Annotated in this window: 27 protein-coding genes and 1 pseudogene; 18 read left to right on the forward strand and 10 right to left on the reverse strand. The window is 68.4% G+C overall.

What is annotated here, in order from left to right; translation table 11 throughout:
- Window positions 1-42: 42 nt before the first annotated feature.
- The gene (locus tag AC1HFH_RS15435; RefSeq protein WP_480243471.1) at window positions 43-222 is read right to left on the reverse strand and encodes a hypothetical protein; all 180 of its coding nucleotides are present in this window, start codon (window positions 220-222) and stop codon (window positions 43-45) included.
- A gap of 150 nt (window positions 223-372) precedes the next feature.
- On the opposite strand from AC1HFH_RS15435, the gene AC1HFH_RS15440 reads away from it, so the two are divergent.
- From AC1HFH_RS15440 to AC1HFH_RS15450, 3 genes are read left to right on the forward strand one after another with little or no spacing between them, the layout of a single operon-like run.
- Window positions 373-819: a helix-turn-helix transcriptional regulator gene (locus AC1HFH_RS15440; RefSeq protein ID WP_480243472.1), complete on the forward strand. Its 447-nt coding sequence runs from the start codon at window positions 373-375 to the stop codon at window positions 817-819.
- A gap of 5 nt (window positions 820-824) precedes the next feature.
- Window positions 825-1,232, forward strand: coding sequence for a VOC family protein (locus AC1HFH_RS15445; protein ID WP_480243473.1), 408 nt, complete (start codon window positions 825-827; stop codon window positions 1,230-1,232).
- A 49-nt stretch (window positions 1,233-1,281) separates the two neighbouring features.
- A complete protein-coding gene (locus AC1HFH_RS15450) occupies window positions 1,282-3,672 on the forward strand; it encodes an ATP-binding cassette domain-containing protein (protein ID WP_480243474.1) in 2,391 nt (796 codons plus the stop codon).
- A gap of 27 nt (window positions 3,673-3,699) precedes the next feature.
- Here AC1HFH_RS15450 and AC1HFH_RS15455 read toward each other — a convergent pair whose 3' ends face one another.
- Complete coding sequence (locus AC1HFH_RS15455) at window positions 3,700-4,278, reverse strand: TetR/AcrR family transcriptional regulator (RefSeq protein WP_480243475.1); 579 nt, start codon at window positions 4,276-4,278, stop codon at window positions 3,700-3,702.
- A gap of 170 nt (window positions 4,279-4,448) precedes the next feature.
- On the opposite strand from AC1HFH_RS15455, the gene AC1HFH_RS15460 reads away from it, so the two are divergent.
- The 11 genes and pseudogenes from AC1HFH_RS15460 (at window position 4,449) to AC1HFH_RS15510 (ending at window position 15,566) form a co-directional block, all read left to right on the forward strand.
- Window positions 4,449-5,396 (forward strand): cupin domain-containing protein, encoded by a 948-nt coding sequence (locus AC1HFH_RS15460; RefSeq protein ID WP_480243476.1) that lies wholly within the window; start codon window positions 4,449-4,451, stop codon window positions 5,394-5,396.
- A gap of 31 nt (window positions 5,397-5,427) precedes the next feature.
- Window positions 5,428-5,970, forward strand: coding sequence for a hypothetical protein (locus tag AC1HFH_RS15465; protein WP_480243477.1), 543 nt, complete (start codon window positions 5,428-5,430; stop codon window positions 5,968-5,970).
- Between the two features lie 396 nt (window positions 5,971-6,366).
- The gene (locus tag AC1HFH_RS15470) at window positions 6,367-7,248 is read left to right on the forward strand and encodes an SDR family oxidoreductase (protein ID WP_480243478.1); all 882 of its coding nucleotides are present in this window, start codon (window positions 6,367-6,369) and stop codon (window positions 7,246-7,248) included.
- A 5-nt stretch (window positions 7,249-7,253) separates the two neighbouring features.
- Window positions 7,254-7,898 carry a carboxymuconolactone decarboxylase family protein gene (locus AC1HFH_RS15475; RefSeq protein ID WP_480243479.1) on the forward strand — a complete coding sequence of 215 codons (645 nt, stop codon included), beginning with the start codon at window positions 7,254-7,256 and terminating at the stop codon, window positions 7,896-7,898.
- A 42-nt stretch (window positions 7,899-7,940) separates the two neighbouring features.
- The gene (locus AC1HFH_RS15480; RefSeq protein WP_480243480.1) at window positions 7,941-10,697 is read left to right on the forward strand and encodes a helix-turn-helix transcriptional regulator; all 2,757 of its coding nucleotides are present in this window, start codon (window positions 7,941-7,943) and stop codon (window positions 10,695-10,697) included.
- Window positions 10,698-10,952: 255 nt separating this feature from the next.
- Window positions 10,953-11,627: pseudogene (yidC, locus tag AC1HFH_RS15485) on the forward strand (membrane protein insertase YidC); the annotation flags it as partial.
- Window positions 11,628-11,753: 126 nt separating this feature from the next.
- Entirely contained in the window at window positions 11,754-12,506 is a 753-nt protein-coding gene (locus AC1HFH_RS15490; protein ID WP_480243481.1) for a glutamine amidotransferase, read from the forward strand.
- A gap of 45 nt (window positions 12,507-12,551) precedes the next feature.
- The gene (locus AC1HFH_RS15495) at window positions 12,552-13,013 is read left to right on the forward strand and encodes a VOC family protein (RefSeq protein WP_480243482.1); all 462 of its coding nucleotides are present in this window, start codon (window positions 12,552-12,554) and stop codon (window positions 13,011-13,013) included.
- Between the two features lie 190 nt (window positions 13,014-13,203).
- Window positions 13,204-14,145, forward strand: a complete 942-nt coding sequence (locus AC1HFH_RS15500) for a hypothetical protein (protein WP_480243483.1) — start codon at window positions 13,204-13,206, stop codon at window positions 14,143-14,145.
- Window positions 14,146-14,281: 136 nt separating this feature from the next.
- Window positions 14,282-14,629 carry a hypothetical protein gene (locus AC1HFH_RS15505; RefSeq protein WP_480243484.1) on the forward strand — a complete coding sequence of 116 codons (348 nt, stop codon included), beginning with the start codon at window positions 14,282-14,284 and terminating at the stop codon, window positions 14,627-14,629.
- A 133-nt stretch (window positions 14,630-14,762) separates the two neighbouring features.
- Window positions 14,763-15,566 (forward strand): AfsR/SARP family transcriptional regulator, encoded by an 804-nt coding sequence (locus tag AC1HFH_RS15510; RefSeq protein WP_480243485.1) that lies wholly within the window; start codon window positions 14,763-14,765, stop codon window positions 15,564-15,566.
- Here the strand turns inward: AC1HFH_RS15510 and AC1HFH_RS15515 are convergent.
- A complete protein-coding gene (locus AC1HFH_RS15515; protein ID WP_480243486.1) occupies window positions 15,548-15,940 on the reverse strand; it encodes a peptidoglycan-binding domain-containing protein in 393 nt (130 codons plus the stop codon). The genes AC1HFH_RS15510 and AC1HFH_RS15515 overlap by 19 nt on opposite strands.
- 123 nt (window positions 15,941-16,063) lie before the next feature.
- Window positions 16,064-16,729: a nucleoside/nucleotide kinase family protein gene (locus AC1HFH_RS15520; protein WP_480243487.1), complete on the reverse strand. Its 666-nt coding sequence runs from the start codon at window positions 16,727-16,729 to the stop codon at window positions 16,064-16,066.
- A gap of 220 nt (window positions 16,730-16,949) precedes the next feature.
- Here AC1HFH_RS15520 and AC1HFH_RS15525 point away from each other — a divergent pair, with 220 nt between their 5' ends.
- Window positions 16,950-18,116 (forward strand): alpha/beta hydrolase family protein, encoded by a 1,167-nt coding sequence (locus tag AC1HFH_RS15525; RefSeq protein WP_480243488.1) that lies wholly within the window; start codon window positions 16,950-16,952, stop codon window positions 18,114-18,116.
- A 154-nt stretch (window positions 18,117-18,270) separates the two neighbouring features.
- Here AC1HFH_RS15525 and AC1HFH_RS15530 read toward each other — a convergent pair whose 3' ends face one another.
- Both AC1HFH_RS15530 and AC1HFH_RS15535 read right to left on the reverse strand, forming a co-directional pair.
- Window positions 18,271-19,026 carry a bestrophin-like domain gene (locus AC1HFH_RS15530; RefSeq protein WP_480243489.1) on the reverse strand — a complete coding sequence of 252 codons (756 nt, stop codon included), beginning with the start codon at window positions 19,024-19,026 and terminating at the stop codon, window positions 18,271-18,273.
- Between the two features lie 99 nt (window positions 19,027-19,125).
- Window positions 19,126-19,875: an SDR family oxidoreductase gene (locus AC1HFH_RS15535; RefSeq protein ID WP_480243490.1), complete on the reverse strand. Its 750-nt coding sequence runs from the start codon at window positions 19,873-19,875 to the stop codon at window positions 19,126-19,128.
- 98 nt (window positions 19,876-19,973) lie between these two features.
- Here AC1HFH_RS15535 and AC1HFH_RS15540 point away from each other — a divergent pair, with 98 nt between their 5' ends.
- Entirely contained in the window at window positions 19,974-21,467 is a 1,494-nt protein-coding gene (locus AC1HFH_RS15540; RefSeq protein ID WP_480243491.1) for a serine/threonine-protein kinase, read from the forward strand.
- Between the two features lie 15 nt (window positions 21,468-21,482).
- Here the strand turns inward: AC1HFH_RS15540 and AC1HFH_RS15545 are convergent, their stop codons facing one another.
- Complete coding sequence (locus tag AC1HFH_RS15545; protein WP_480243492.1) at window positions 21,483-22,001, reverse strand: hypothetical protein; 519 nt, start codon at window positions 21,999-22,001, stop codon at window positions 21,483-21,485.
- Window positions 22,002-22,457: 456 nt separating this feature from the next.
- Here AC1HFH_RS15545 and AC1HFH_RS15550 point away from each other — a divergent pair, with 456 nt between their 5' ends.
- A complete protein-coding gene (locus tag AC1HFH_RS15550) occupies window positions 22,458-23,660 on the forward strand; it encodes a site-specific integrase (protein WP_480243493.1) in 1,203 nt (400 codons plus the stop codon).
- 16 nt (window positions 23,661-23,676) lie between these two features.
- Here AC1HFH_RS15550 and AC1HFH_RS15555 read toward each other — a convergent pair whose 3' ends face one another.
- Window positions 23,677-24,153, reverse strand: coding sequence for a nitroreductase family deazaflavin-dependent oxidoreductase (locus AC1HFH_RS15555; protein WP_480243494.1), 477 nt, complete (start codon window positions 24,151-24,153; stop codon window positions 23,677-23,679).
- A 348-nt stretch (window positions 24,154-24,501) separates the two neighbouring features.
- On the opposite strand from AC1HFH_RS15555, the gene AC1HFH_RS15560 reads away from it, so the two are divergent.
- The gene (locus AC1HFH_RS15560) at window positions 24,502-25,221 is read left to right on the forward strand and encodes a TetR/AcrR family transcriptional regulator (protein ID WP_480243495.1); all 720 of its coding nucleotides are present in this window, start codon (window positions 24,502-24,504) and stop codon (window positions 25,219-25,221) included.
- A 15-nt stretch (window positions 25,222-25,236) separates the two neighbouring features.
- Here AC1HFH_RS15560 and AC1HFH_RS15565 read toward each other — a convergent pair whose 3' ends face one another.
- Complete coding sequence (locus tag AC1HFH_RS15565; RefSeq protein WP_480243496.1) at window positions 25,237-26,235, reverse strand: AurF N-oxygenase family protein; 999 nt, start codon at window positions 26,233-26,235, stop codon at window positions 25,237-25,239.
- 124 nt (window positions 26,236-26,359) lie between these two features.
- On the reverse strand, window positions 26,360-26,983 hold the full coding sequence (locus tag AC1HFH_RS15570; RefSeq protein WP_480243497.1) for an LUD domain-containing protein: 624 nt from the start codon (window positions 26,981-26,983) through the stop codon (window positions 26,360-26,362).
- Window positions 26,984-26,995 lie beyond the last annotated feature (12 nt).

A 26,995-nucleotide genomic window follows, 5' to 3' on the forward strand; every position in this document is an offset into this window, starting at 1 on the left:
CGATGTCGGCGACACCGGCTACTCCCCCGGCCCGGTGGGGACTCAGATACAGATACTGATGCCCAGCGGCCCCAGCGGGAGGTGCAGACAGACCGAAACCGAGCCGTATACCGGGGTGACCTCCGGTGTGGCGGGGGCTGCCGACGCGGCGCCGGCCCCGACTGCACCGACGGACAGCGCCACCGCGCCTGCGGCGGCGACCTGAGCAAGCTTGCTGACCATGAGAACTCCTCGAGCAGATGTGTTGCGCAATCCGGGCGATACCGGCCCACCGGTGATGATCCGCCGCTGTGACCGCGACCACAAGGCCGTGAAACTGCGGGCAGCCGTCGCTGCGACGCTCCCACCCGCAGATGTGGGACGATCTAGCAGGTGAGCAGCAAACCCGAGGACCAGCATCTGCGCGACCTCGCACTGTTGCGTAAGGTCCGCGACCGAATCGATCGCGAATATGCGCAACCCCTCGATGTCGAGGCCCTCGCCCGTGGCGTGCACATGTCCGCCGGCCACCTCAGCCGGCAATTCCGGGCCGCCTACGGCGAATCCCCGTACAGCTATCTGATGACCCGGCGCATCGAACGCGCCAAGGCGTTGCTGCAGCGCGGCGACCTCGGCGTCACCGAGGTGTGTTTCGCGGTCGGCTGCTCCTCGCTCGGCACGTTCAGCACCCGGTTCAGCGAACTGGTCGGCATGTCGCCCAGCGCCTACCGCAACCAGGAATCCCATCCCGAAGAGGGCATGCCCCCATGCGTGGCGAAGCGGGTGGCCAGACCGGTCAGGAATCGAGAAGCGCGGCCGAGCAGCGGGCAATTAGCGTGATCGGCATGGAACTCACCATTCATTCGACATTCCTCCCGCACACGGACCCGGACGCGTCCCTGGCCTTCTACCGCGACGCGCTGGGCTTCGAGGTCCGCAAGGACGTCGGCGACGGCACCATGCGCTGGATCACCGTCGGCCCGCCCGGTCAGCCCGGTACATCCATCGTGCTGACGCCGCCGTTCGCCGACCCGGGCATCACCGAGGACGAACGGCGCACGATCGCCGAGATGATGGCCAAGGGCACCTACGGAATGATCATCCTGTCCACCCCCGACCTGGCCGGTACCTTCGACAAGGTGCAGGCCTCCGGCGCCGAGGTCGTCCAGGAACCGACCGATCAGCCCTGGGGGGTGCGCGACTGCGCATTCCGCGACCCGGCCGGCAATATGGTCCGGATCGACCAGCTCTGACCTGCACCGACAGTACTGCGACGGGGTCGCGAGAAGGAGAGAAGACACGATGCCGACGGCCACGGTGACGGACGGACAGCCCACGACCCGGCAGGTCGCCGACAGTCACGATCTGATCCGCGTACACGGCGCACGAGAGAACAACCTCCGTGATGTCAGTGTGCAGATCCCGAAACGCCGATTGACGGTGTTCACCGGCGTTTCGGGATCCGGGAAGAGCTCGCTGGTGTTCGCCACGATCGCGGCGGAATCGCAGCGGATGATCAACGAGACCTACAGCGCATTCGTCCAGGGGTTCATGCCCAGCATGTCCCGTCCCGACGTCGACGTGCTGGAAGGGCTGACCACCGCGATCCTCGTCGACCAGGAGCGGATGGGCGCCAATGTCCGCTCCACCGTCGGCACCGCCACCGACGCCAACACCCTGCTGCGCATCCTGTTCAGCCGGCTCGGGCAGCCGCATATCGGTTCGCCGCAGGCGTATTCGTTCAATGTCGCGTCGCTCAGCGGGGCGGGCGCGGTCACCGTCGAGAAGGACGGCCGCAAGGTGAAGGAGCGGCGTACCTTCAACATCACCGGCGGCATGTGCCCGCGCTGTGAAGGCCGGGGTTCGGTCTCCGATTTCGACCTGACCCAGCTGTACGACGACAGCAAATCGCTTCGCGAGGGCGCGCTGACCATCCCCGGCTACAGCATGGACGGCTGGTACGGGCGGATCTTCATGGGTTCCGGTTTCCTCGACCCGGACAAGCCGATCCGCAAGTACACGAAGAAGGAACTCGACGCCCTCCTGTACAAGGAGGCGACCCGGATCAAGGTGGAAGGCGTCAACGTCACCTACGAGGGTCTGATCCCGAAGATCCAGAAGTCGATGCTGGCCAAGGACCGGGAGGCGATGCAGCCGCACATCCGGGCCTTCGTGGACCGCGCGATCACCTTCGCCCCCTGCCCGGAATGCGACGGCACCCGGCTCAGCGAGGCCGCCCGGTCGTCGAAGATCGACGGCGTCAGCATCGCCGATGCCTGCGCGATGCAGATCACCGACCTCGCCGACTGGGTCGGCGGCCTCGACGAGCCGTCGGTGGCGCCGCTGCTGGACAATCTGCGGCATCTGCTGGACTCGTTCGTGGAGATCGGGCTCGGCTACCTCTCGCTGGACCGGCCGGCCGGCACGCTGTCCGGTGGTGAAGCCCAGCGCACCAAGATGATCCGACACCTCGGGTCCGCACTCACCGACGTCACGTATGTGTTCGACGAACCGACTATCGGCTTGCACCCGCACGACATCCAGCGGATGAACAACCTGCTGCTCCGGTTGCGGGACAAGGGCAACACCGTGCTGGTGGTCGAACACAAACCCGAGGCCATCGCGATCGCCGACCACATCGTCGATCTCGGACCCGGAGCGGGCACCGAGGGCGGGACGGTGTGTTTCGAGGGCACCGTCGACGGGCTGCGGAACAGCGACACCGTGACCGGGCGGCATCTCGACGACCGCGCCGCGTTGAAGGATACGGTCCGAACCCCCACCGGGGCGCTGGAGATCCGCGGCGCCCGGCAGAACAACCTCCGGGGTGTCGACGTCGATATTCCGACCGGTGTACTGACCGTGATCACCGGTGTCGCCGGATCCGGGAAGAGTTCACTGATCCACGGCAATCTGGCCCGGCGCGACGAGGTGATCGTCGTCGACCAGACCGCGATCAAGGGGTCCCGCCGCTCCAACCCGGCCACTTACACCGGCCTGCTCGACCCGATCCGCAAGGCGTTCGCGAAGGCGAACGGGGTGAAGCCGGCGTTGTTCAGCGCCAACTCCGAAGGCGCCTGCCCGGCGTGCAACGGTGCGGGCGTGGTGTACACCGACCTCGGCGTGATGGATACCGTCGCCACCGTCTGCGAGGAGTGCGAGGGCAAGCGCTACCAGGCGGCGGTGCTGGAGTACAAGCTCGGCGGCCGCGACATCAGCGAGGTGCTGGCCATGTCGGTGGCCGAGGCCGAGGACTTCTTCGGCAACGGTGCGGCACGTACTCCGGCGGCGCACAAGATCCTGGACCGGCTCGCCGATGTGGGCCTCGGCTATCTCACCCTCGGCCAGCCGCTGACCACCCTGTCCGGCGGTGAACGCCAGCGGCTCAAGCTGGCGACCCGGATGGCCGAGAAGGGCGGGGTCTACATCCTCGACGAGCCGACCACCGGCTTGCATCTCGCCGATGTCGAGCAGCTGCTGGCCCTGCTCGACCGGCTCGTCGAGTCCGGCAAGTCGGTGATCGTCATCGAACACCATCAGGCGGTGATGGCACACGCGGACTGGATCATCGACCTGGGGCCCGGTGCCGGGCACGACGGCGGCCGGGTCGTCTTCGAGGGCACCCCGGCCGATCTGGTCGCCGATGGGTCGACACTCACCGGGGAGCACCTGGCACAGTACGTCGGCGGCTGAGCCGCAACCGCGCCTACCGGCACCCGCTCACGGCGCATCCACCGGATCTCGCGGGATGAGTCCGGTGAGCGCGATCTCGATGAATCGGTGCCGGTCCCCCAGTTCGGCCCGGGTGACCGTCGCGAGCGCCCCGACGACCATGTACAGGTCCCCGTAGGTGATGTCGGGGCGCAGCGACCCGTCGCTGCGGCCCTGCTCGAGCAATGTGTCGACCACGTCCGCGAGGTCCTGGGCCAGGGGGTCGCGGGGGGCGGTGTCCCCCAGGGTCGATTCGATGAGGCCGGACAGTGCACGCCCGGTTTCGTGGACCCGGCCGATGTGGTCGAGGAGTCGCCGCACCCCTGCCAGGCCGGTCGGGGCGTTCGTGCACTCCGTACGCGCGAACTCGAGTATGCCAGCGAAGCGCGCTTCGGCGACGGCTTCGACCAGGGCCCGCCGGGTCGCGAAATGCCGGTAGACCGTCCCGACCCCGACCCCGGCCCGGGCCGCGATGTCGGCCATCTGCACCGCACCGCCGCGTTCGTCGAACAATGCACCGGCGGCCGCCAGCACCCGGGCACGATTGCGGCCGGCATCGGCACGGAGCGGGCGCGATGACGTCGGCACTACGGCTCCTGGGTCGGCTGGGGTCGGGCAGGTCCGGATGTTACCGCAGCACCCGGCACCCCCCTGAACCTCGACCCGGCCGTCGATCACCGTCCCGATCCCCATTGACTTCCGTCTGGCGAGCCGGGCAGACTATCGGAACCGGAATCCGCTTCCGTTTGGAGGATGTCATGTCGAAGGACCGCTTCTACCTGCTCGACCCGGGAGCCACCCGCCCGACCCGCGTTCCACTACCCGGGTGGACCTCGGTCAAGGCCGGTGCCGAGGACACGCAAGGCCGATTCACCCTCATGGAGAACCGCAGCGCAGGCTCCATCCCCGCGCATGTCCACGACACGTTCGACGAATTCGTCTACGTCGTCGACGGTGCACTGGACCTCGACTTCCAGGACCGGACGTACCGCGTCACCCGCGGCATGTGTTTTCTGGTGCCGCGCGGCGTGACCCATGCCATGCGCAGTCCCGGTGGCGCCGGGTCACCGGTTCATGCGCTGCAACTGTCGGCACCGGGTGGCTGGGAGCGCTATCTGGAAGATGTCGCCGCCGCCGGCGAGGGCGGCGAGTGGTCCGCCAACCGCAATTGGGAACGAGCCAACCGGATCGGCGCCCCACACGGGATGCGGTACCACCTGGGCGACGGCGGGCCCGACGACTGGGGTGACCCCGATCGCTTCTACCTTCTCACGGCGGGCGGGGCCCGGCCCGGCCGGGTTCCGGTACCGCCGGCGTTCGGCATCAAAGCCCGCAGCGAGGACACCGACGGGCTGTTCTCGGCCCTGGAAGTCGGGGTCGCCCAGCCGATCCCGCGACATATTCACCATGTCGCCGACGAAGGGGTCTACGTCCTCGAGGGTGCACTGGACGTCGACTTCGACGACCGGGTCCACACCGTCGGGCCCGGGCAGTTCGTCTTGCTACCGCACGGGGTTCCGCATGCCTTGCGCCCCGCGTCGGCACCGCCGCCGCGCGTGGTTCAGATCTCGTCGCCTGGCGGCTGGGAATGCGTGGTGGAAGCCATCGTCGAACATCGCGCCGAGGTGAGTTCGGGCGGACGACTACAGCCGGCTGCCCTGAACAGGTACACGCGGCGGTATCACGTGGTCTACGACGAGGCCTGAAACACCCGATCGACATCCGGAGGGATGACCCATGAATACACTCGACACCCTGCACAGACGACTGCAGGCCGCGGGCGAAGGCGCTCGACTGTGGACCGCCGTGGCACTGTTCGCCCGATTCGCACTCGGCATCGGATTCCTGTCGGCTGTCGCCGACCGGTTCGGCCTGTGGGGTGAGCCCGGGACGGGCCAGGTGGCCTGGGGCGAGTTCGATGCCTTTCTCGGCTATGTGCACGACCTTGCGCCCTACCTCTCGGGCGGCTTCGTCGATGCTGCCGGCTGGACCGCGACCGTGTGCGAGGTCGTCCTCGGCCTCGCCCTGCTCCTGGGACTCGGAAGTCGCATTGCTGCCGTACTGAGTGCCGGAATGCTGCTGGTTTTCGGCGTGTCCATGCTTTTCGCCACCGGCCCCGAGGCGCCGCTCAACGCGTCGGTGTTCAGTGCCGCATCCCTCGCCATGGTGCTGGCCCTTGCGCCGGTGCGCGCCTATGGGCTCAGCGTCGACCGCGCCCTCGGATGGGAAAGGACCCGTGCGGCGTCGTCCAGCCGCGCACCGCACCCCGCGTCCCAGTGACCCGGTTGCCGGATGGACCGCCCGACATTGTAGTGCGCTGCTGAATCACGGTACAGCCCAAGGAAATAGCGGATCCCTGCCCTCTTAACACAACCACCGGCGCGCACCGACAATCGGGGCGTCACGGAACGTCGATCCGAGGAAGGAGGGTACCGCCATGCCGGGTGTGATCGAGTCGCTACTGCAGTGGATCAACGATGTCATCCAGACGCTCAGCGCCGCATGACATGCACGCGACCGGGCGCGGCGGACCTCACCGACAGTGCTCGCCGCGCCTGCCCGTCACCGCGGCACCCGACCCGGTGCGCGTCGCACCGCCGGGGCGGCCGCGACCAGGTCGGCGATCCCGGTCATTCGACAGATCCGCGGAAACGGCCGCAGATCTACGTTTCGGATATGACAACTTCGACGCAACATCCTCCGACCGTGATGATCACCGGGGCATCGAGCGGGATCGGCCGCGCCGCCGCACTGGCCCTCTCAGACCGCGGATATCGGGTCTTCGCCGGCGTCCGCCGCACCACCGACGCGCCGGCACACGCCGGCATCACTCCGGTGCCGATCGATGTCACCGATCCGGACCTGATCCGGGACGCAGCCGACCGGGTCGCCACCGCCACCGGTGGGACACTCACCGGGCTGGTGAACAATGCCGGCATCGGGGCGCCCTGGCCGATGGAGCTGGTTCCGCTCGACGAGTTCCGTCGCCACCTCGAGGTCAATCTGGTCGGCCAGCTCGCCGTCACGCAGGCGTTCCTGCCGCTGCTCAAGCGCAGCCGCGGCCGCTTGGTGAACGTCGGCTCCGAGGGCGGCCGGATCACCCTCCCCTTCCTGGGCCCGATCACGGCGAGCAAACACGGCCTGGTCTCGGTCACCGACGCCCTGCGCATGGAGTTGCGGCCGTGGGGTATTCGGGTGTCCATTGTCGAACCGGGCGCCACCAAGAGCAACGCACCGGGCAAACTCGTCGCCAACGGCCGTGCCGCCGTGGCGGAGTCGTTCGGCCCGGCCGGCCGCGCCGACTACGAGGCGGCGTTCACCGGGGTGATCGACCGCATCGCCGCCGGCCACGAACGCCAGGGCAGCGAACCGGAAGTCGTCGCCCGGGCCGTGGTCCGAGCGATCACGGCTGCACATCCGAAGACCCGGTACCCGGCCGGTGGCCGGGCGAAACTCCTCACCACCCTGGTACGGATACTGCCCGACCGCGCCATGGACGCCATGTTCATCCGCATGCTGGAACTGCCGACCACCGCGCCCGCCGGCGCCGGGCGGTGATCACGATGACACCGGAACTTCCGACCGAACGCGTGGCCGCACTCGACGCCGACTTCGGGCCGATGGCCGTCGCCGCCGGCGAATACGCCATGGCACTGCCCGGCCTGTCGATGCGGGAGAAGGCGTTCGTCTGGATCGTGAACGACGTCTGCCACGGCCATCTCGGCCTGCCGTTCGAGTTGCATGTACTCGTCGCCCGCCGCAACGGCGCCGCCTGGCCCGAACTGCGCGAGGTGCTGCGCCATATCGCACCGTTCGCCGGCTATCCGGCGGTCGTTCAGGCCTTCGTCCGGCTCTCGGAACTGCCGTCCGCCGACAACGAGACCGCCGACGCAACGGCGGCCGTCACACCGGCCGCAACACCACCCGCACCGACCGGTGTGGATGCCGAGTTCTCCCGATGGCTGGCCGGACAGGAATCTGCCCGGTCCTCCCGGCCGCTGCTCACCGCCCGCGAGCGTGCCCTGCTGAACCTCGCGGTCGATGTGCTGCAGCAAACGCTGGGGCCCCCGTTCCGGGCCCACCTCGACAGTGCGCGCACGGTGGGTGTCGGACCGGAGACCGTGCGGGCACTGTTGCGGTTGATGAGCGAACTCGGCGCGGGAAAGGTGTGGCAGGCGTTCGAGGCACTCGAGCAGCATCCGGGCTGACCGGCCCCGGCGGGCCCGCCGGGAAATCAGTACGGTGCGGTCATGCTGTACGGCCGCGACGAGGAACTACACACCATCGAACAGCTCTTGGCCGCCGGAGCGGCCGGTACGAGCGGTGCGCTGGTGCTGTGCGGCGCCGCCGGGGCCGGGAAATCGGTGCTGCTGCAACGAGCCGAGTCCCTGGCCGGCGACGCGACGGTGCTGCGCTGTCACGGCGTGCACAGCCACGCCGAGTTCCCCTATGCCGGACTGCATCACCTGCTGCGCCCGATCCTCGATCGCATCGAGGCGCTGCCGGCGCCGCAGGCCGAGGCGTTGCAGGGCGCGTTCGGCCTCGCCCACGCCGGCGCCGTGGACCGGCTGCTGGTCGCACTCGCGACGCTGACCCTGCTCGCCGACGCGGCAGAGGACCGTCCGATCGTCTGCCTGGCCGACGATGCGCAATGGCTGGACCGGGCAACGATCGATGCCCTCCGGTTCGTCGCCGTGCGGGTCATGGCCGAACCGATAGTGCTGCTGATCGCGGTCCGCGACGACGATCACAGCTTCATCGACCTCCCCACGCTGCGGATCGACGGTGTGGCGGCTCCGGCCGCGGCGGCCCTGCTCGCCGAACACCACCCCGAACTGTCCGCGGAGGTCCGGCAACGCGTGCTGGCCGCCGCAGCCGGAAATCCGTTGGCACTCACCGCACTGCCCGACGCACTGTCCCCGGCCCAGCGCACCGGGCGAGAACCGCTGTTCGGTCCGCTCCCACTGCCGCAACGGCTGCACCGCACCTACACCGAACAGATCCACGATCTGCCGGAACACACCCGCCGCCTCCTGCTGATCGCCGCCGCGGACGATGACGGCGAACTACACGTCGTGTTGCGGGCGGCCGCGGACCTGGGCGTGCCGAGCACCGCGCTGGGTCCCGCTGAGGCCGCCGGCATCGTCGATGTCACCGACGGGCCCGCCGGGCCACGCGTGCAATTCCGTCATCCGCTCGCCCGGGCGGCGGTGTATCGGCAGGCGTTCACCGAACGCCGCACCGTACATGCCGCATTGGCACAGGCACACCGCTCCGACCCGGATCGCGCAGTGTGGCATCGGGCCGCATGCGCGATCGGGCCCGATCCCGATATCGCGGCCGAGCTCGCCGGCAGCGCGGAACGGGCACTGCGCCGTGGGGCGCCGGCCACCGCGGCAGTCGTCTTCGAACGGGCCGCATGGTTGACCGAATCCGCCGAGGACCGAGCCCACCGGTTCGTTCACGCCGCCGGAGCAGCGGCCGCCGCAGGCACTACCGGACATGCCGAGTCGCTACTGGACAAAGCAGATGCCGGCGACATCGGACCGGTGTTGCGGGCCAGGATCCGGCACCTGCGGGCGCGGACGGTGTTCGACAGCGGCGCACCGGCATCCATGCACCGCCACCTGATGGACGGTGCCGCGACGATTGCTGCCGACCATCCCGAGATCGCCGCCGACCTGCTCGTCGACGCTGTTCGGAATGCGTGGTTCGCCAATCACCTCACACATGTTTCGGAAGCCACTGCTGCCCTGGCGACCCTCCGGATTCCCGCGGACAGTGCGGTCCGCTCGCGCGCTGACACCGTGCTCGCGCTCGGCGACATCGTGGGCGGGAACCGGTCGGCACGGGAACGGGTCCACCGGTCGCGACAATCGTTCGATGCCTATCGGGCATCGGCGGATCCGTTCGATGCCGTCCTCGCCGCAGTGGCGGCCACCATGCTCGGAGCGCATGCGCTCGCCGAGGAATCGGCCACGGCTGCGGTCGAACTGTGCCGGGCAACCGGCCGGGCCGGGTGGCTTCCGCTGGCGCTGCAGCTGCTCGTCTCGGTCGAATTCCTCGACGACCGTCACCATTTCGCGAGGGCGAACGCGACCGAAGGGCTCGAACTGGCCACCGTGCTCGGCCAGGACAACCGTGCCTGCCATTTCCGCGCGGTGCTCGCCTGGCTCGATGCCGTGGCCGGGAACGCCGATTCCTGCCGGGAAAACGTGGCCCGCTGTATCGGCCACGCCGAGCCACGCGGAATCGCCCCGTCCGCATCGGTCGCGCACTGGGCGCTCGGGCTCCTGGAACTCGGCAATGGCCGGCCCACCGAAGCGCTCCCCCACCTGCTCGGTCCCGGTGCCACCGCAGCTGTGCATCCGCTGGTCGCCATCGTGCGGACACCGGATCTGGTGGAGGCGGCCGACCGCGCGGGCCGGCCCGAACTCGCAGAAGCACAGTTCCGGCGGTTCACCCACTGGGCCGCCGAGCACGACCCGCTCTGGGCGCGGCCGGTGGTAGCTCGATGCCGTGCCCTACTCGCCACCGACGCCGGCGAACGCAGCACACATTTCGCCACCGCGCTGCACCTGCACGAGGAAGAAAGCCGGGCCGGGCGGCCACGTCCGTTCGCCCGCGCCCGCACCCAACTGCTCCACGGTGAATGGCTGCGCCGGGATCGCCGGCGGGCCGAATCCCGCGAACCGCTACTCGCCGCGGCACAGACCTTCGGGCGGCTCGGCGCGACGCCATGGGCCGACCGGGCGAACGCGGAGCTACGGGCGGCCGGCCGGACACCCGAACAATCGGCGCGACCGGCGCTGGTCCGCCTGACACCACAGGAATTGCAGGTGGTGCGCCTGGCCGCCACCGGCGCCACCAACCGCGATATCGGCGCGCAATTGTTCCTGAGCCCGAGAACCGTGGGCTACCACCTGCACAACGCCTTCCCGAAGCTGGGCATCCGATCCCGCACGCAAATCGCCCACATCCTGCACGAGCGCGACACAAGCACCTGATCCGCCGACATGGTGCGGAAATGCGCCTACGTGGCGCCTTTCGACGTCAGAGCTTCCCGAGCACCCCCGGACGTCCACGCCGTCCTCGAGCTCCGGGACAGGTACCGGCCGCGGCGTAACCCCTTCTCGGGGATCCGCCGGGGCGTCTTCGCCTACTCCTTCCATCACACGCCCGGTGTCTCGTTCGAGACGACTGTGCGTGCATCCCATTCGCACATCGCCCACACCCGCGATGTGCTGCGAAGAGGTGCTCCCGTGCTCGATTTCGTATATTTTCCCGTGTCCGCGGTCCTGTGGTTCTGGCACAAGGTGTTCGGGGCCGCGTTCGGACCCGACAACGGGCTCGCGTGGGTCCTGGCCGTTGTCTTCCTCGTCTTCACCGTCCGAGTGCTCCTGGTGCAACCGGCGATTTCCCAGGCGAGAACCACCCGTCGAATGCAGGCACTCCGACCACAGATCGAGGCTGTCCGGCGTCGATACCCCGACGACCGCCGCCGGCAGGCCCTCGAGATACGGAAGCTGCAGACCGAACACGATTTCAACCCACTCATGGGCTGCTTGCCGATGCTGATCCAGGCGCCGGTGTTCCTCGGGCTCTTCCACGTCCTGCGATCGTTCGACCGAACCGGTACCGGATTCGGCCGACTCGGGATGACCGCCGAGGCCAACGCGAATACGCCGAACTACATATTCGGGGTCGGCGAGGTGCAGTCGTTTCTCGACGCCAGAATGTTCGGCGCCCCGATCTCTGCTGCGATCACTACCCCGGAGAGCGCACTGTCGTCCTTCACAGCCTACGGCGGTACCCCCAGTGTGACTGCGATCGGAGCGGTCGCCGTTCCGCTGATGGTGATCGCAGCCTTGGCCACCCATCAGGCCGCACCGGCGGCCGCCCGCACCGCTGCGGGCCCCGCACCCGGCGCCCGACCGGTCGGGAGCTCGGCAGCGGCCCGGGCACGGCGACGTCGGAGGAGACGATGGTGAACGACGGGCGCCGGACATTCTGGGCGGCCGGGTGTGGGACGCCGAGGATGCAGCGGTGCGACAATGCCTGCTATGGCCAAACCCGTCCTGCTGTTGCAGCTGCGGCCGGAACAGGCGGCTGCCGATCAGGAGTATCGGGCCGTTCTGCAGGCCGGTGATCTCGCGCCCGGCGAGGTCGTGCGGATCGAGATGAACCGGGAGCTGCCGGTCGTCGATCTCGACGATTACGCCGCGGTGCTGGTGGGCGGCGGTCCGAGCAACGTCAGCAGCCCGTTCGAGCGGAAGTACCCGTATCAGCAGCTGTTCGAACCCGAGTTGAAGAAGCTGCTGATCGAGATCGTGGACCGGGACTTCCCCTATCTGGGTGCCTGCTACGGGCTGGGGATTCTGGGTGATGCGCTCGGCGGTCACGTCGGTACGGAGCATTACGGGGAACCGGTCGGCGCCCAGACCATCGAGCTGACCGAACATGCCCACCACGATCCTCTGGTGCAGGGTCTGCCGGGCACCTTCCGTGCCTTCGTCGGGCACAAGGAGGCCTGCCAGGCGGTCCCGCCAGGGGCCACCCTGCTGGCGACCTCGGTGCTGTGCCCGGTCCAGATGATCCGGACCGGCACGAACGTGTACGCCACCCAGTTCCATCCCGAGCTGGACAGTCACGGCCTGGCACTGCGCATCGAGATCTACAAGAACGCCGGCTACTTCCATCCCGACGAGGCCGCCGGCCTCATCGCCAGCGGACATCGGGAAGCGATCACCGCACCGCAGCTCATTCTGCGCCGGTTCATCGATCGCTACCTATTGCGGACACAATCTGACCGCTGACGATGACACGGTGGCTGCGTCACCGATGAACGGAGGAACCGCACGATGAGCCGCACAGTCCAGATCACCGTCGACGCCCACGATCCACGCGCCCTGTCCATCTTCTGGCGTGATGTCCTGGGCTATATCCATCCCGCGCCACCCGGGGTGGAACTGCCCGCAGGCGCCGATCCGCTCCCCGCCTGGGACGAGTTCCTCGCGCGACTGGGCGTGCCGCCGGAGCAGCGCAACACCCGGTCGGCGATCGAGGACCCGGAAGGCTACGGTCCGCGGCTGTTCTTCCAGCAGGTCCCCGAGGACAAGGTCGCCAAGAACCGTATCCATCTCGACATCCGCGCCGCTCCCGGCCTGCAGGGCGCCGAACGCATGGCCGCACTGGAAGCCGAATGCGATCGCCTGGTCGCGCTGGGCGCCACGCGGGTCGAGCGGCACGAGCCGCAGCCCCCGATGAGCTTCGGTCACATCGTGCTGACCGACCCCGAAGGCAACGAATTCTGCCTGGACTGAACCGCGCGTGGTTCGGCACTGTTCCACCGACCATAAGGTTTCGGTAAGGGGTTTCGCCGACCATGGCAGCCGACGTTGTCAGCCGATGAGGGATCAGACTATGGAGTTCGCGGGGAGTCCGGGGTATGCACTTGTCGACCGGGTCGATTCGGCGGGGGCTCAGCGCGGAAGGTGGTGGCGGTCGCTCTCGGTGGTACCGCTCGCGCTCGCGCTGGGTGTGGGAACGCTGACCGGCTGCGACAGCGGCGGTGACACCCCCGGCGGTCGGGAATCGGCGGTGGACGAGTACTGGTTGACCGTCCCGTCCACCGATGCCGAACAGGCGGAAGTGGTGCGCCGGGTGCTGGCGATCGACCCCTGCGCATTGCTGCCGCAGCCGGCGCTCGACGAATACGACACGGAGGCCGAACTGACGTTCGTGCGGAACAGTCAGTGTGGCGCCGACTGGCCCGGCGGGGACACCGGGGAGGATGTGATGGTCTTCGCCCGCCTCGAAATGGCCGAGCCCGGTCAACAGCCGACCGATGGCCATGGCGCAATCGAGGAGCGCGATGGGATCCTTCTCGTCGAGGACTACGACGAAATGCTGGGATCACCCTCCTGCGGGGTGGAGGCATGGTATCCCGCGTCGGTGAAACTTGTCCTGGAAGTGACCACGCCGGCCGGCCATGATCCGTGCGAGATCGGGCAGGACCTGCTCTCCGCGGCGCGCACCGAATTCGTGAAGGAGCCACCGCACGGAACCTCCGAGGCGACCCCGGTGACCGTGTTGAGCGGTGCGGATCCGTGCGCCGTGACGCACGCGCTGGGTGACCTGGCAGAACCCGACTTCCAGGGACAACTCGTCAACTGCGGGTTCGATTACCAAGATGTCAGTGTCTACGTCGAGTACGGATACACGGCAGACGATACGCGTGGAGACGGGGGCGAGCAGGCCCTCGAAGACACCGGCCACGAAGTGTATCGGCACGGACAATCGGCCGGGGCGGATGTCCGCTACTTCGCGCTGCTGGGGGAACCGATCGACCCGGTCAACGAGGCAATGGCCGAACGGATGCCGACCATCGAGGTCAGGGCCGAGAATCCCGAGGTGGCAGAAGAAGTGATGCGTAAGGTTCTCGAACAGTTCTGACCGCGGTCCCGCCGGACCCGGAACGACAGCCGGGCGACCTGCTGCCTCCCGAGAACCGACGGAGGGAGCAGCCGACCGGGTCGATAGGCTGGCACGCGGCGGCCACCCGGCTGCCCGGACGAGAGGAGCGGGCAGCATGGCCGCGCAGCAACGGATCGAATGGAAGCGGGCGAGCAGCCGACTGCCGTCCGATGCCGAGCGCGCCGCCCTCCGCTCCGAGCTCGTCGAGCAGGCCCGCGCCGTCCGCCGCGACGGCTGGGACAACCACCGCCCGAAGCTCACCGCCGGGCGCATCGCCGTCCTGGCGTACCTGCTCGGCGACGACGAGGTCCTGACCGAGCTCGACGAGAACGAGGGCACGGTCCTGACCCGCACCGCCGCCGACCTCTTCGGCTTCACCGCGGGCCGCAAGGATGTGGCCAAGGGGCTCGTCCGCACCCAGGAATGGTTCGACGCCACCCGTCGGGCCCTGGGCCGCGCCTGACCACCCCGCCACCCAGACCAAGCTGTCTGCCCCCATTTCTGGTGGCTGCCACCGCTTCCGGGTCTCCCTAGAATAGACGGCACCCGGTCCGCGCCACCAGGAATGTCCGTGCGCCACGATCAGGAGTTGAGTCGTGTCCACACCGCAACTCGACATCCGGCTGCTCGGGCGGGTGCAGCTGCTGGCCGACGGTGACCCGCTCCCGATCCGAGGACGAAAACCACAGGCACTGCTCGCCGCCCTCACCGTCCATCGGCGCCACGCCGTATCGATGGCCAATCTGGCCGAGGCAGTCTGGGGAGACACACCGCCCACCCGGCCGGCCGCCGGCCTGCACGGCTACCTGTCACTGCTACGCACCCGACTACGGGCCGCCGGGATCGACGACGGGATGACACTCCGCACCCTCGGCGGGACCACGTATCTTCTCGACATCGACGACCCGCAGTGCGATATCGGCCGTTTCGAACTGGCCCGGGTCGCAGGTTGCGCCGCGGCCGCCGCAGGCGACCCCCGCACCGCGGCATCGGCATTCGATACGGCACTCACCGAATGGCGCGGCGATGTCGTCGCCGGCCTGCGCGGGACCCGGTTCGCCGACCGATTGGCTGCCGAGCTCGACGAACGCCGACTGCAGGTCGTCCTGGGGCGAATCGACGCCTACGTCATGTGCGGGCATGCCGAATCCACCATCGCCGAGCTCCGCGGCCTGGCCGATGACCAGCCGCTGCACGACGGCGTATGGCAGCGGCTCATCCGCGCACTGTATGCCACCGGCCGGCAGATCGAGGCGCTGAAAGCCTACCGCCGATTCGAAATCCACCTGGTCGACACCCACGGCCTCGATCCCGATCCGGCGACCACCGCACTCCGCGATGCCGTCCTGCGCCGGGACCTGCCGGATTCACTGCCGGCGGCTCAGAACGTCGCGTGGTAGTCGCAGTCCCCACGCTTCTTGCATTCGGTGCGGATCGCGGCCCACGTTTCCGGTCCGACCGAGCCGTCGACGCCGATTCCCATCCGCTGCTGGAACAGCTTCACATGCTCGTGCGTCTGTGGACCGAAGATACCGTCGATGCCGGTTCGGTAGTACGCGTGCAGGAACGACTGCAGCGCGGCAACGCACAGGTGCTGGTTCTGCACTCCCTGGAACAGATGTGGCTGGAAGTACAGGCACTGGTTGATCGAGGGCGCCGTCTCTGCCAACGCCGGTGCTGCCACACCGGCCACCATCCCCATCGCTGTCGACGCAGTCAACGCAACAGCGCCGGCCAGCCGAGTGAGACGGTAGGACCTCGAAGAGCTTCGCATCATGGCATTCTCCTGAAATCGTTTCCTCGGCAGCGACTCCCGCCGAGCAGCCCGACCGTAGAATCCGGCTCTCGGGCTCTTCTCCGACATTCCTCGAAGTGCCTGCACTCAGATAGTTTCCGTTCACGTGCGGGGGAAGGTCTCCCGAAACCCGTGCAACACCAGATCGGCACGGGTCCGGGTACCGGCGATGAGGCGGGCGTTGGGCAGGTCGCTGTCGGCGATCTTGCTCCGGATCTGTTCTTCGGCGCGGCCGCCGCGCCGATAGCGTTCGGTCAGCCGCTGTACGATCGCCGACCGCTCCGCATCGAGATACCAGATCTCGTCGAGACAAGGGGCGATGTCGGTCCAGCCGGGCCGGTCCAGCAGCAGATAGTTTCCTTCCACCACCACGATGCGCTGATCGTCGATGGTGATCGCGTCCGAGATCGGATCGTCGAGCTCCCGGTCGAAGGCCGGCCAATCGACTCGCTGACCGGCCGCCGCGATACGCAACCGGCGCAACCGGGAGACGAAACCGGCCACATCGAAGGTGTCGGGCTCACCCTTGCGGTGGCGCGCACCCACCGCATCCAGGTCGGCCGATGTCCGGTGGAACCCGTCCATCGGCGCAACCGCCGCCGGAATCCCGTACGTGGCGGTGATCGCCTCGGCCAACTGCTCCGACAACGTCGACTTACCTGCCGCCGGTGGGCCGGCTATGCCCAGCAGAAACCGGCCGCCGACCGGCAATCGCGAGCACACCCGCGCCGCGAGATCGGCCACCGACATTTCTCCACCAGATCCCATGATTCCTCCGCCCATCCGCCGATCACCACGCTACCGGCGCCGTGTTCCTCGGCGCCGCACCGCCCGGAACGGCATCGGAGTTGCCCGGCCTGCCATGCTTGGCAGGATCTAACCGGATCTGCGCTACTCCGATGCCACAGCTGCCACAGCACCTTCCAGCCGAAATCGTTTCTTCCTGTTACTATTCCGGTGGGCCGGGGATCGACGAGGGGGAATCGCATTGCGAATCGGAATCGCGGCCGCAGGTCTGGCTGTCGCTGCTGCACTCACGACCGCACCCGCTCCGGTGGCCGCCGACGTCGGCGTATCCGTCCTGCCGGCCACCACCGGACCGCACGAGGTGGGTCGCGTCGTGCTCCGGCTCGAGGACTCACAACGACCGGATCCGTTCGTCCCGGACCGGGGGCGGGAACTGATGGTTTCGGTGTTCTACCCGGCAACCGGCACCGACCACCTGCACCGCGCCCACCTGGCGTCGACAACGTTCGCCGGTGAGCTGGAGGACCGATTCGGTCTCGATCTTCCGGGGCTGCTGACCAGGTCCTATCGGCAGGCCCCGGCCGCCGACGACACGCAGTACCCGGTGGTGCTGTACACGCCGGGCGCCGGGGTGAGCCGGATCCTCGGCACCGGCCTCGCCGAGGACCTCGCCAGCCGCGGATACGTCGTGGTCACCATCGACCACACCTACGAAACCGGACCGGCCGTGGAATTCCCCGGCGGCCGCCTCGAACAACCGGCTCCGATGCCGGAAGGATTCACCCCGCGAGTGCGCAAGCTCTATATCGATACCCGGCTCGACGACGTCGACATGGTGCTCGACGCATTGGAATCCCTCGCCGCCGACGACAATCCGGATGCGGACGGGCGCAACCTCCCGGTCGGCCTGTCCGGCATCCTCGATCTCGAGCAGATCGGCATGGTCGGGCACTCCTCGGGCGGCTATACCGCGGTGGAAGCCATGCACGGCGATCGCCGCATCGACGCCGCAGTGGACATGGACGGTCAGCTCGGCGTCGACGCCGAATTCGGCGAATCCGTCCGCGACGGAGTCGACCGACCTGTGCTCGTACTGACCAGCGAACAGGTCGAGCAGGTCGGCGATGCGGACCCGTCGCTGACGGCATTCTGGGCCGCCGGCACCGGCTGGAAGCAGCACCTCACGATCGCCGGTGCACACCACTACGACTTCACCGATATGCCGGTCCTGGTCCCCGGCCCCGCCCGCCCGGCCATGGGACGCGATATCGGCCCCATCGGCGGGCAGCGGGCCGCCGAACTGGTGCGCACCTATGTGGCCGCCATGTTCGACAAGTTCCTCCGCGACCGCACCGGAACCGTCCTCGACACGGCGCCCACCGAACCCGAAGTCCACCGCATCCGATGATCCCGTCCGAACCGCTACACCGCCTTCCCCGGGCGGCAACTCCCGAGCAACATCGTCCACCGCAACCGCGGTGCCGTCCGGCAGCGGGAACACGGTTCTCGTCAGCACGCGACGCGCGCGAGGGTTCGACGGCGCGACCGGATCGGCGACGCGGTCAGCGTTGGGCGGGCAATCCACGCAGGAAGATCTCGAAAGCCTCCGGCCGGACCGCGATTGCACCCACGAAGGGTTGATCCAGCATCGACACCAGGGCCAGCGCCAATACGACCACCACCGTCAGCGACACCGCCAGCAGCAGATGCAGCCGATAACCGGACACCCCGAACAGGAAGGTGAATGCCACCGTCGCAGCGGCACCGAATGCCAACGCGAGCCACAGCACACTGGGCACATTGTGGCCGGTCTGGCTCAGCCGCTCCCGTCGCGCCGCAGCCAGATCGTTGACGGTCGCCAGCGAATGATCGAAAACGGCCCGGGCACGCGGCGTCTCGGAAGGGATGGCGTTGATCTCGTCCCGCATCCGATAGACCAGCGCGGTCGCGGCCGGACTGTAACCGCCCGCGCCGAGCAACGGCCACTCGTCGTCGATGACCGTCCGCGCATACTCCTTGGTCGTCCGCTCCAGATCGCGCCCCATCTCCGGCGGCAACGCCCGCGCATCCCAGTACAGCGCGCCGAGCATGTTCGCCTCGTCGAAGGTGTTCGCCTTGGCCGCCTGCAGCGAGTTCCATTCGTTGACGACGATGAACGCCAGCAGCACCGCGTACAGCGCACCGACCGTCTGGAACACCAGCCCCGCGACGTCGTTGTGGTCACCCGGCCTGCCGCGCGGCGCGGCACGCCGGAGTAGGACGATCCCGGTGACCAACGCAACCACCGGAACCAGCATTGCAACCCACGCCCACACCATCGATGGCCTCCTGCATCGAATGAACACGCGCCTGCCGACAGCGGAGCGTACCCGGGTGACGGGGAGAAGAATGCGGGACTCGCGGCGAGGCGACCGGTGTCAGGCCAGGCGCCGGGTCAATGCCAGTGGCAGATGCTCGAGCGCGAAGCCGATCGGCAGCCACGGCCAGGACGGGACGAACGCCTTCGCCCGGCGCTTCTCGATCGCCGCCACCATCGCACGCACCCCCGGCTCGGTGTCGACCAGGAAAGCCGGTGCACGACTACTGCGATCGTTCATCTCCGACCGAATGTATCCGGGGTGGATCACCGAAACCGCCACGCCCGGCACCTGCTCGGCACGGATCCCCTCGGCCAGCGCCGCGATCCCGGCCTTGCTCGCCGAATAGGCGGTCACCGTCTTCGGCATACCACGCAACCCCGCGATCGACGAGATCACCACCAGATGCCCACCACCCTGAGCACGGAACTGCTGCATGGCGGCTTCGCACTGCGCCAGCGCGGAAACGAAGTTCACCTGCGCGGTCGCCCGGTTCGCCGCGTATCCGCCGGTACCGATCGGGGCGCCCTTACCCAGCCCCGCATTGACGATCACCCGATCCAGCCGCCCGAATTCGGCGACGAACTTCTCGAACACGGCGAACACCGCGGCGTCGTCGGTGACATCGAGCCGCTCCACCACGACCCGCCGGTCCGGATACGCCGTCCGAATCTCGTCCCGCAACGTGTCCAGACGATCCGTTCGGCGGGCACAGATGCCCAGGTCATAGCCGAGTTCCGCGAACTGCCGCGCCATCTCGGCGCCCAACCCGGAACTCGCCCCGGTGATCACGATCGTGCCTGCACTCATGTCCCGATGGTAGGCGCCCGCACCGCACCACGGCAGCCCCGGATATCCCGTTCGGACGATACGCTGTAGCCGGCACCACCGAGAGGGAACGAAACACCGTGCGACAGCCCGACTCCGACGCACCGGCACAGATCGGCGAATACCGCATCCTCGGCGTACTCGGCTCCGGCGGCATGGGACACGTGTACCTGGGCCGCAACCACGGCGGGCGGACCGTCGCCGTGAAGGTCATCCGCTCCGGCCTCACCGGCGACCCCGAGTTCCGGCGCCGTTTCCGGCGTGAAGTCGACGCCGCCCGCCGTATCGACGGCCGCTACACCGCGCCTGTGCTCGCCGCCGACGTCGATGCCGATCCCCCCTGGCTGGCCACCGCCTACGTCGCCGGCCTGCCACTCGGTCAAGCGGTCGACCAGTACGGCCCCCTCCCGCAGCGCACCCTGGTGACGCTGGCCCGGGGGCTTCTCGAAGCGCTGGCCGCCGTGCACGCCGCCGGTGTGGTGCACCGCGACCTCAAACCCGCCAACGTGATCCTCGCGGCCGACGGCCCCCGCGTCATCGATTTCGGCATTGCCCGCGCTACCGACGACAGCGTGCTCACCGTTACCGGCGAGGTCATCGGCTCCCCCGGATTCCTGTGTCCGGAACAGGTGCTGGGCGTACCCGCGGGCCCGGCCTGCGACGTCTTCGCTTTCGGCGCCACCCTCGGCTATGCCGCCACCGGGCACGGGCCGTTCGGCACCGGCCCGATGATGTCGATGATGTGGCGGGTCGTCCACGAGACGCCGCAATTCACCGACGCGCCTGCCTGGCTCATCCCGATCCTCACCGACTGCCTCGACAAGGAGCCCGCCCGCCGGCCCACCGTGCCGCAACTGCAGGCCCGGTTCGCCGATCTCGACGCGGCGCCGCCCGACGACTGGCTACCCGCTCCCCTGCCGGCCGAGGTGACCCGCCTTACGACACAACTGCTCGACCTGGACGGAGCGGATGAATCCCCGCGCCCGGCGACCGTGCCCCCGGCGACCGTTCCGCAGTTCGACGCCCGCTACGCGCGGACGACTCCCGCGCGGCCTGCCACGCCCGTCCCGCCGGCCCCTGACACCACCCGTCGCATCAACCGGCCGATTCTGCTCGGGGCCCTCGCCGCAGTCGTCATCGCCACCGTGGCCGTGGCAGTCGGCGCCTACTTCGTCGCGACCCGCACCGCAGGCGAACCCACAGCACCCGCGCCGCCGACCGCCGTCGCAGCAGATGAACTGCCCGCCGGATATGCAGGCACCTGGACCGGGACCGCAACCGACGGACCGGTCGGTTTCCGTATCGAGCTCAGTCTCGAGAACGGCCCGGTCGGCCGACAGATCGGCACCTCCGCCAATACCGGCCTCGTCACCGGTGGGCGTTGTGAGCGCACCGAAACGCTCACCGGTGTCACCGATACCGAAGTCACCTTGGTCGCCACCCTCACCGGGGACAGCGGAGGCTGCCTCGACGACGGCTCGCCGACCACCCTCTCGCTGCAGCCGGACGGCACGCTCTCCTACGCCACCGAAGGCCTACTCGGCGATATCACCGGCACCCTGCGGAGGTCCTGACCGCGCCCGACCGGTTCACACCGGGGTGGTGCGCCCCGACCGCAACAGGGTGAGCGCCTCATCGGACACCAGACCCCGCGGCACCACCACCCGGCGCCGGTTGCGCAACGACAACACCACACCACCCGCACGCCGATCCACATCGGTCACATCCGTGTACCGATACCGGTCGGAATCCTCACAGCAACCGGGACCGGCCACCGACCCCAGCTCGAAGCACTCCCCGAAATACCGTGCCCGCAGCAGGCACCCCGGGGTCGCGCGGATCGTGGTGTTGCGCAGTGCGGGCCCCAGGGGCAGCGCAATCGTCGCCACGAACATCACCACAGTGAGGAAAATCGGCAGGTACAGACCACCCACCGGCGCCACCACCAACCAGATCACCAGCCATTCGAAGACCAGTGCCGCCATGATCGGCCACCCCCAGACCGAACGCAGAAATACCCGGACCACCTGCCGGTAGGTCGCCCGATTCCCGGGGGTCTCACAAACCACCCGGATGGCGTCCTCCTGCTGCTGCCGAAGCTCGTCCACCGCATTGCCTTCCGACTACTCGCCCGAGCCACCATAAGGCAGCCGCGAGAGCTCTGCCGATCGGGTCCCCGGAACCGCCGCCCGGCGGGCCGGCCGCCGCGGATCCACGCACCGCGCCGGACCCGGCACACCGAATCCCGCACGGCCGAGAAAACGGCTATGAGCACCCGTTATGCCAGGTGAACACATCTGCGCAGCGATGCGCCGACATGTCCCATCCATCGGACCGGTAGCTGCGACGATCACCGATCGGACACACCATCGCCGCTGCCGGACCGCACCCTGGATACCCGCACGCACCGCCGACAAACCCGATCTCCTCGACTTCTTCCATCCGCAGGTTCCCCCCGCGCCGGCCACCTGTCGACACCGCCTACCTCACACCCGGGCCACCGGATCGCACAGGTCACACTAGGCTCGGATCGCACAAGATCGACGAACCACACAGGAGCAGCAGTGCAGCACGGTGAAATCGTCGTCGCCGTACCCGAATCCGTGCACACCCAGCTGCGCCGCGGAGTCCGCAGCGTCCTGGTCGACGCCGCCGCACTCCAGCAGGTGCGGGACCGGTTCGATGCGGATCAAGCCACGGCGCTCGGCCGATATCTGGAAGCCTCCCAATCACCGAATACGCTGCGTGCATACCGATCGGATTGGGTCGCCTGGGCCGGCTGGTGTGCCGCGGAGGCCCGGCAGGCCCTTCCCGCCGACCCACTCGATATCGCCGTCTACCTCGCGGCCGCCGCAGATGCCCGGCGCGCCGACGGTACCCCCGCGTTCAGCCCGGCAACACTGGATCGCAAAGCTGCCGCCATCGCCGCCGTCCACGCCGCCAACGGACTCGCCGCGCCCACTCGTGCCGATGTGGTCCGCCTAACGCTCCGGGGCATCCGCCGCTCCCGCCGGGCGCAGCCGCGCCGCAAACGGCCGGTACTGCTGCACACTCTCGATCAGCTGCTGGCCGAACTCCCGGCCACCGGCTGGCCGACCGAACCCGCCCGGCGCCGGGATGCGCTGATCCTGCTCGTCGGTTTCGCCGGGGCACTGCGCCGCAGCGAGATCGCCGGCCTCCGTATCGACGATGTGCACACCGACCTGGACCCGCGCACCGGCGAACCGGTGTTGCTCGTCCGGCTTCCCGCCACCAAGACCGACCCCACCGGCATTCACGGCCAGCAGGTCGCCCTCCCCCGCGGACAGCGCCCACACACCTGTCCGGTCTGTGCTTTCGCCGATTGGATCCGGCTACGTGAAATACACCGCGCCGAGGGCAGCGCCGGACTCCGCACCCGCCTCGGCACCGCCCCGACGGCCCACGACCTCCACCGATGCCACAGTTACACCGGTACGGCGCTGCACGGCGCCGGACTACCGCTGTTTCCCACCATCAGCCGACACGGCGCTCTCGGTGACGCCGCCATGTCCGGACGGGCGGTCGCCGAGCTGGTGAAGCGTTACGCCGCCCGCGCCGGACTCGATCCCGCTCTGTTCTCCGGCCACTCGCTGCGTGCCGGATTCGCCACCCAGGCCGCACTGGGCGGTGCCAGCGACCGCGAGATCATGCGCCAGGGCCGCTGGTCGAATCCGCGCACTGTGCACGGCTACATCCGTACCGCCAACCCGCTCGACGACAACGCGGTCACCAAACTCGGCCTGTGAACCGCCGGCATACCGATCAGGCCGGGCAAAGCGCGAAGATCCGGAACTCCCGCCGGCCGGACAGTTCGTACTCCATCTCGTAACCCGGCCAGTACTCCACCACCTGGTCCCAGGCCGCCTTGCGGTCCATTCCGGTGATCTCGGTGACCGTGACTTCGTGCCGCTGCCCACCGACCCGCACCGTCGCCCGCTCGGCGGCGCGCAGGTTCGCCGACCACACCGGATGTTGCGGCCGACCCCAGTTCGACCCGACGACCAAGAAGTCCGCACCGTCCGGTACATACAGCAGTGACGTGGTCCGGGGCAGACCGGTCCGCCGGCCCGGCACGGTGATCTCGATCGACGGCAACCCGGCCAGATCCAGCACTCCGCGCCGCCCGCCGGTCAGCCGCCGCACCACCCGCTCCGCAGGCAGTACCACCGGCGCCGCACGCATCACCCAGCGTTGCGCAGCGATTCGACGAGCGATCCCGGGTACCGGATTCCACACCATGCCCGAATCCTCACCCAGTACGCCCCGCCACCGCTGCTCCGGATCGCCGATTGAGAGCGACCTCACCCCGGGAGACCGAGGGTTCCGCATCGGCCGCCCCTCTCCGCTCCGAAGCGGTTTTTCGAAATGCTCGGAAAGTGAGTTCTCGTCGGGATTTGGAGAGAGTTACATATTTAGATGCGCATATCTACGTATCATAGTACGTTATGCCACTTGCGACCCCGGTCGGCCGATGCATCCGATTCCGTTGACGGCGAGACGAATTCGACTCTGCTGCAACTCCCCTACCGAGTGGATCTGCCGCGATCCATCGAAGCGCCCCCTCCCCTGTGCTCTACACTTCGTCCCGTGTCGAGCGCACCCGCACCCCAGCCCGCGGTCACCGGCCGCCAGACCCGGTGGCAACCGCACAACGACAGCCGGCGGGAGCGGATCGTCGCAGCGGCGATCGAACTGCTCGAGCAGTCCCCCGCCGGTGTCGAAGTGCCGATCGTGCAGGTGGCCGAACGTGCCGGACTGGCGAAGTCGGTGGTCTACCGGCAGTTCGCCGGTCGGGACGAACTCGACCGGCGGATCCGTTCGGAGATCTGCGATCGTTTCATCGGCGATGTCGAGAACGCCCTCGATATCCAGGAGGGCTCGATCCGGGAAATCCTGATCCGCACCGTCGACGCGGTGGTGTCCTGGATCCTCGAGCACCCCCGCCTGCGCGACTTCCTCCGCACCGGCCCGAGCGATGCGGACACCGATATCGACGCAATGAGCGGCCTCATCGCCGATATCGCCGCCTCCGCTCGCGCGCTGGTCTCCGGCCTGGCCGGCGCGGTCGGCGTGGCCGATGAGCCGACCGCGGATACGATGACCTTCGCCATCGTGTCGATGACGGAGGCCACCGTCACCCGATGGGCCGCCGATCCGGACCCCGCTCTGTCCCGCGATCAGCTCGTCGAACAGGTCGCGGCCTACGCCTGGCACGTCGTCGACGGTGTGGCCCGGGAACACGATGTCGTGCTCGACCCGGACCAGCCGCTGCTCACCGTGATCGCCGGGCTCACCGAACCCGCTTGATCCGGTTCCGGAACGTCAGGCCACGCGGCGGATGCCGCGTTCGGGCTCACTGCGGTAGCGCGCCTCCGGCCCATCGATGCCGAGGGCGCGCCACAACCGCCGGGTCACCGGATTCATCAGCCCCAACTCGCCGGCCAGCTTCCGCATGTCGGCGAAATAGCCCGCCAGGATCCGCCGAGAATGCGGGGAATCCCAGAACGCTTCGTCGATCACCTCACGTGGGATGTCGAACTGTTTCGCGAAGGAACGCGGCGGTGCCATGATCTCGCCGGCGAGCCACCGCATCGCGATCGGAAATGCCACACCGCACACCCCACGACCCAGCGGCCCCATTCGGCCGATATGAGCCTTGAGGAATTCGTTGGCGAACGAGATGTGCCGGGCCTCCTCGGCGATGTGGATCTGCATCGTCCGCAAGACCATCGGCGGCATCTTCTCGCCCTCGCGGATCACCGCCTTCTGGTAGTGATCGATCGGCTCCTCGCCGCCGAGGATGCCGATGAACAGAACGACGTATGCATAGCCACCGGCCACCCCGATGAACGGTGAGAGCGCACGGAACACCGGGCGCATCCCGGGCACGTCGACGCCGATCCGGTTCACCAGTTCCTGGAACATCTGGATGTGGTTGCACTCTTCGGTCATCTCGTGCAAGCAGTACCGGAACTCGGGCGAACCGTTGGGCAGCTTCATGATGTACTGCATCATGCCGCGGATCAGGATGCTCTCGAAGGCCGCGCCGACCTTCACGGCATTCGCCACCCGCCATTTGCCGATCTCGATCTGCCGGTCCAAGGGCTGATCCCGGTACCACCGGGTGGCGCCGAGCGGATCCACTTCGGGTGCGAGCACCCAGCGCGCATCGTTCGGGTCGAGCGCCAGCTCAGGCGAATCCCAGTCGATGTCCAGATAGGGATCGAAGTTCCGATCGACCGACCCCTGCGACAGGGTGGCCAGGATGTCACGGTACTCCGCAGTGATCGGACCGGACTTCGTCGATTCGGTCAGCGTCATCGGTGCCTCCTCGGTTCACTCGGCGCGCAGCGACTGTTGCCGCTGTCACACCAACACCCCGAGAATAAGTGGGACTAAGGGTCTCACACAACCCCCCACGCCGAGGGGCAGCAACCCGAATCACTCAGCTGCCGGACACCAGCAGCACCGCGAGCCGGCGCGCGTCGTCTCCCGCGTCCGCGCCGGCGCGGGCCGGCCCGGCCGACCAGGCAGGCGTCGCGGTGCCCTCGATCAGTTCCAGGGCCTCCGGAGCGGTGCCCCGGACCTGTTCCTCGGTCACCACGCAGACGTGCGCCGCTGCGGGACGCCGACGCAACGACTCCCCCGCCACCAGGACGACGGCACCCGATTCGGCCACTGCGGCGACACAGCCGGTCACCACCGCATCGATCGATCCGCTCTCGGCGGTATCGGCCTCGGTGGCATCGAATACGACGTCCCGCGCCGCGTGTGCGGCCCACCGATTGAGCCAGCCCTGCGGGATCCCGTCCGCGGCCACACCACCTGCGCCCAGTTCGGTCAGCACGGCATCGAGCTGTTCCGGCAGCCCGGAGGCGTCGGTCCGGAACAACTGCCCGCCGTCTCGACGCAACTGCTCGGCGAATTGCGCGACCAGCCGCGATCGCTCGGCGCGGTCCGGGACGGCCGCACCGGCCGCGGTCGCCCGGGTGGGCGAGACGTGATCGTCGTCGGGCAACTCCAGCAGTCCGTCGCGGACCCTGCGCAGGATCTCCGCATTCGAGTTCATTCGGATACTCCT

The sequence above is a fragment of the Nocardia sp. KT25-26 genome, assembly GCF_056627695.1.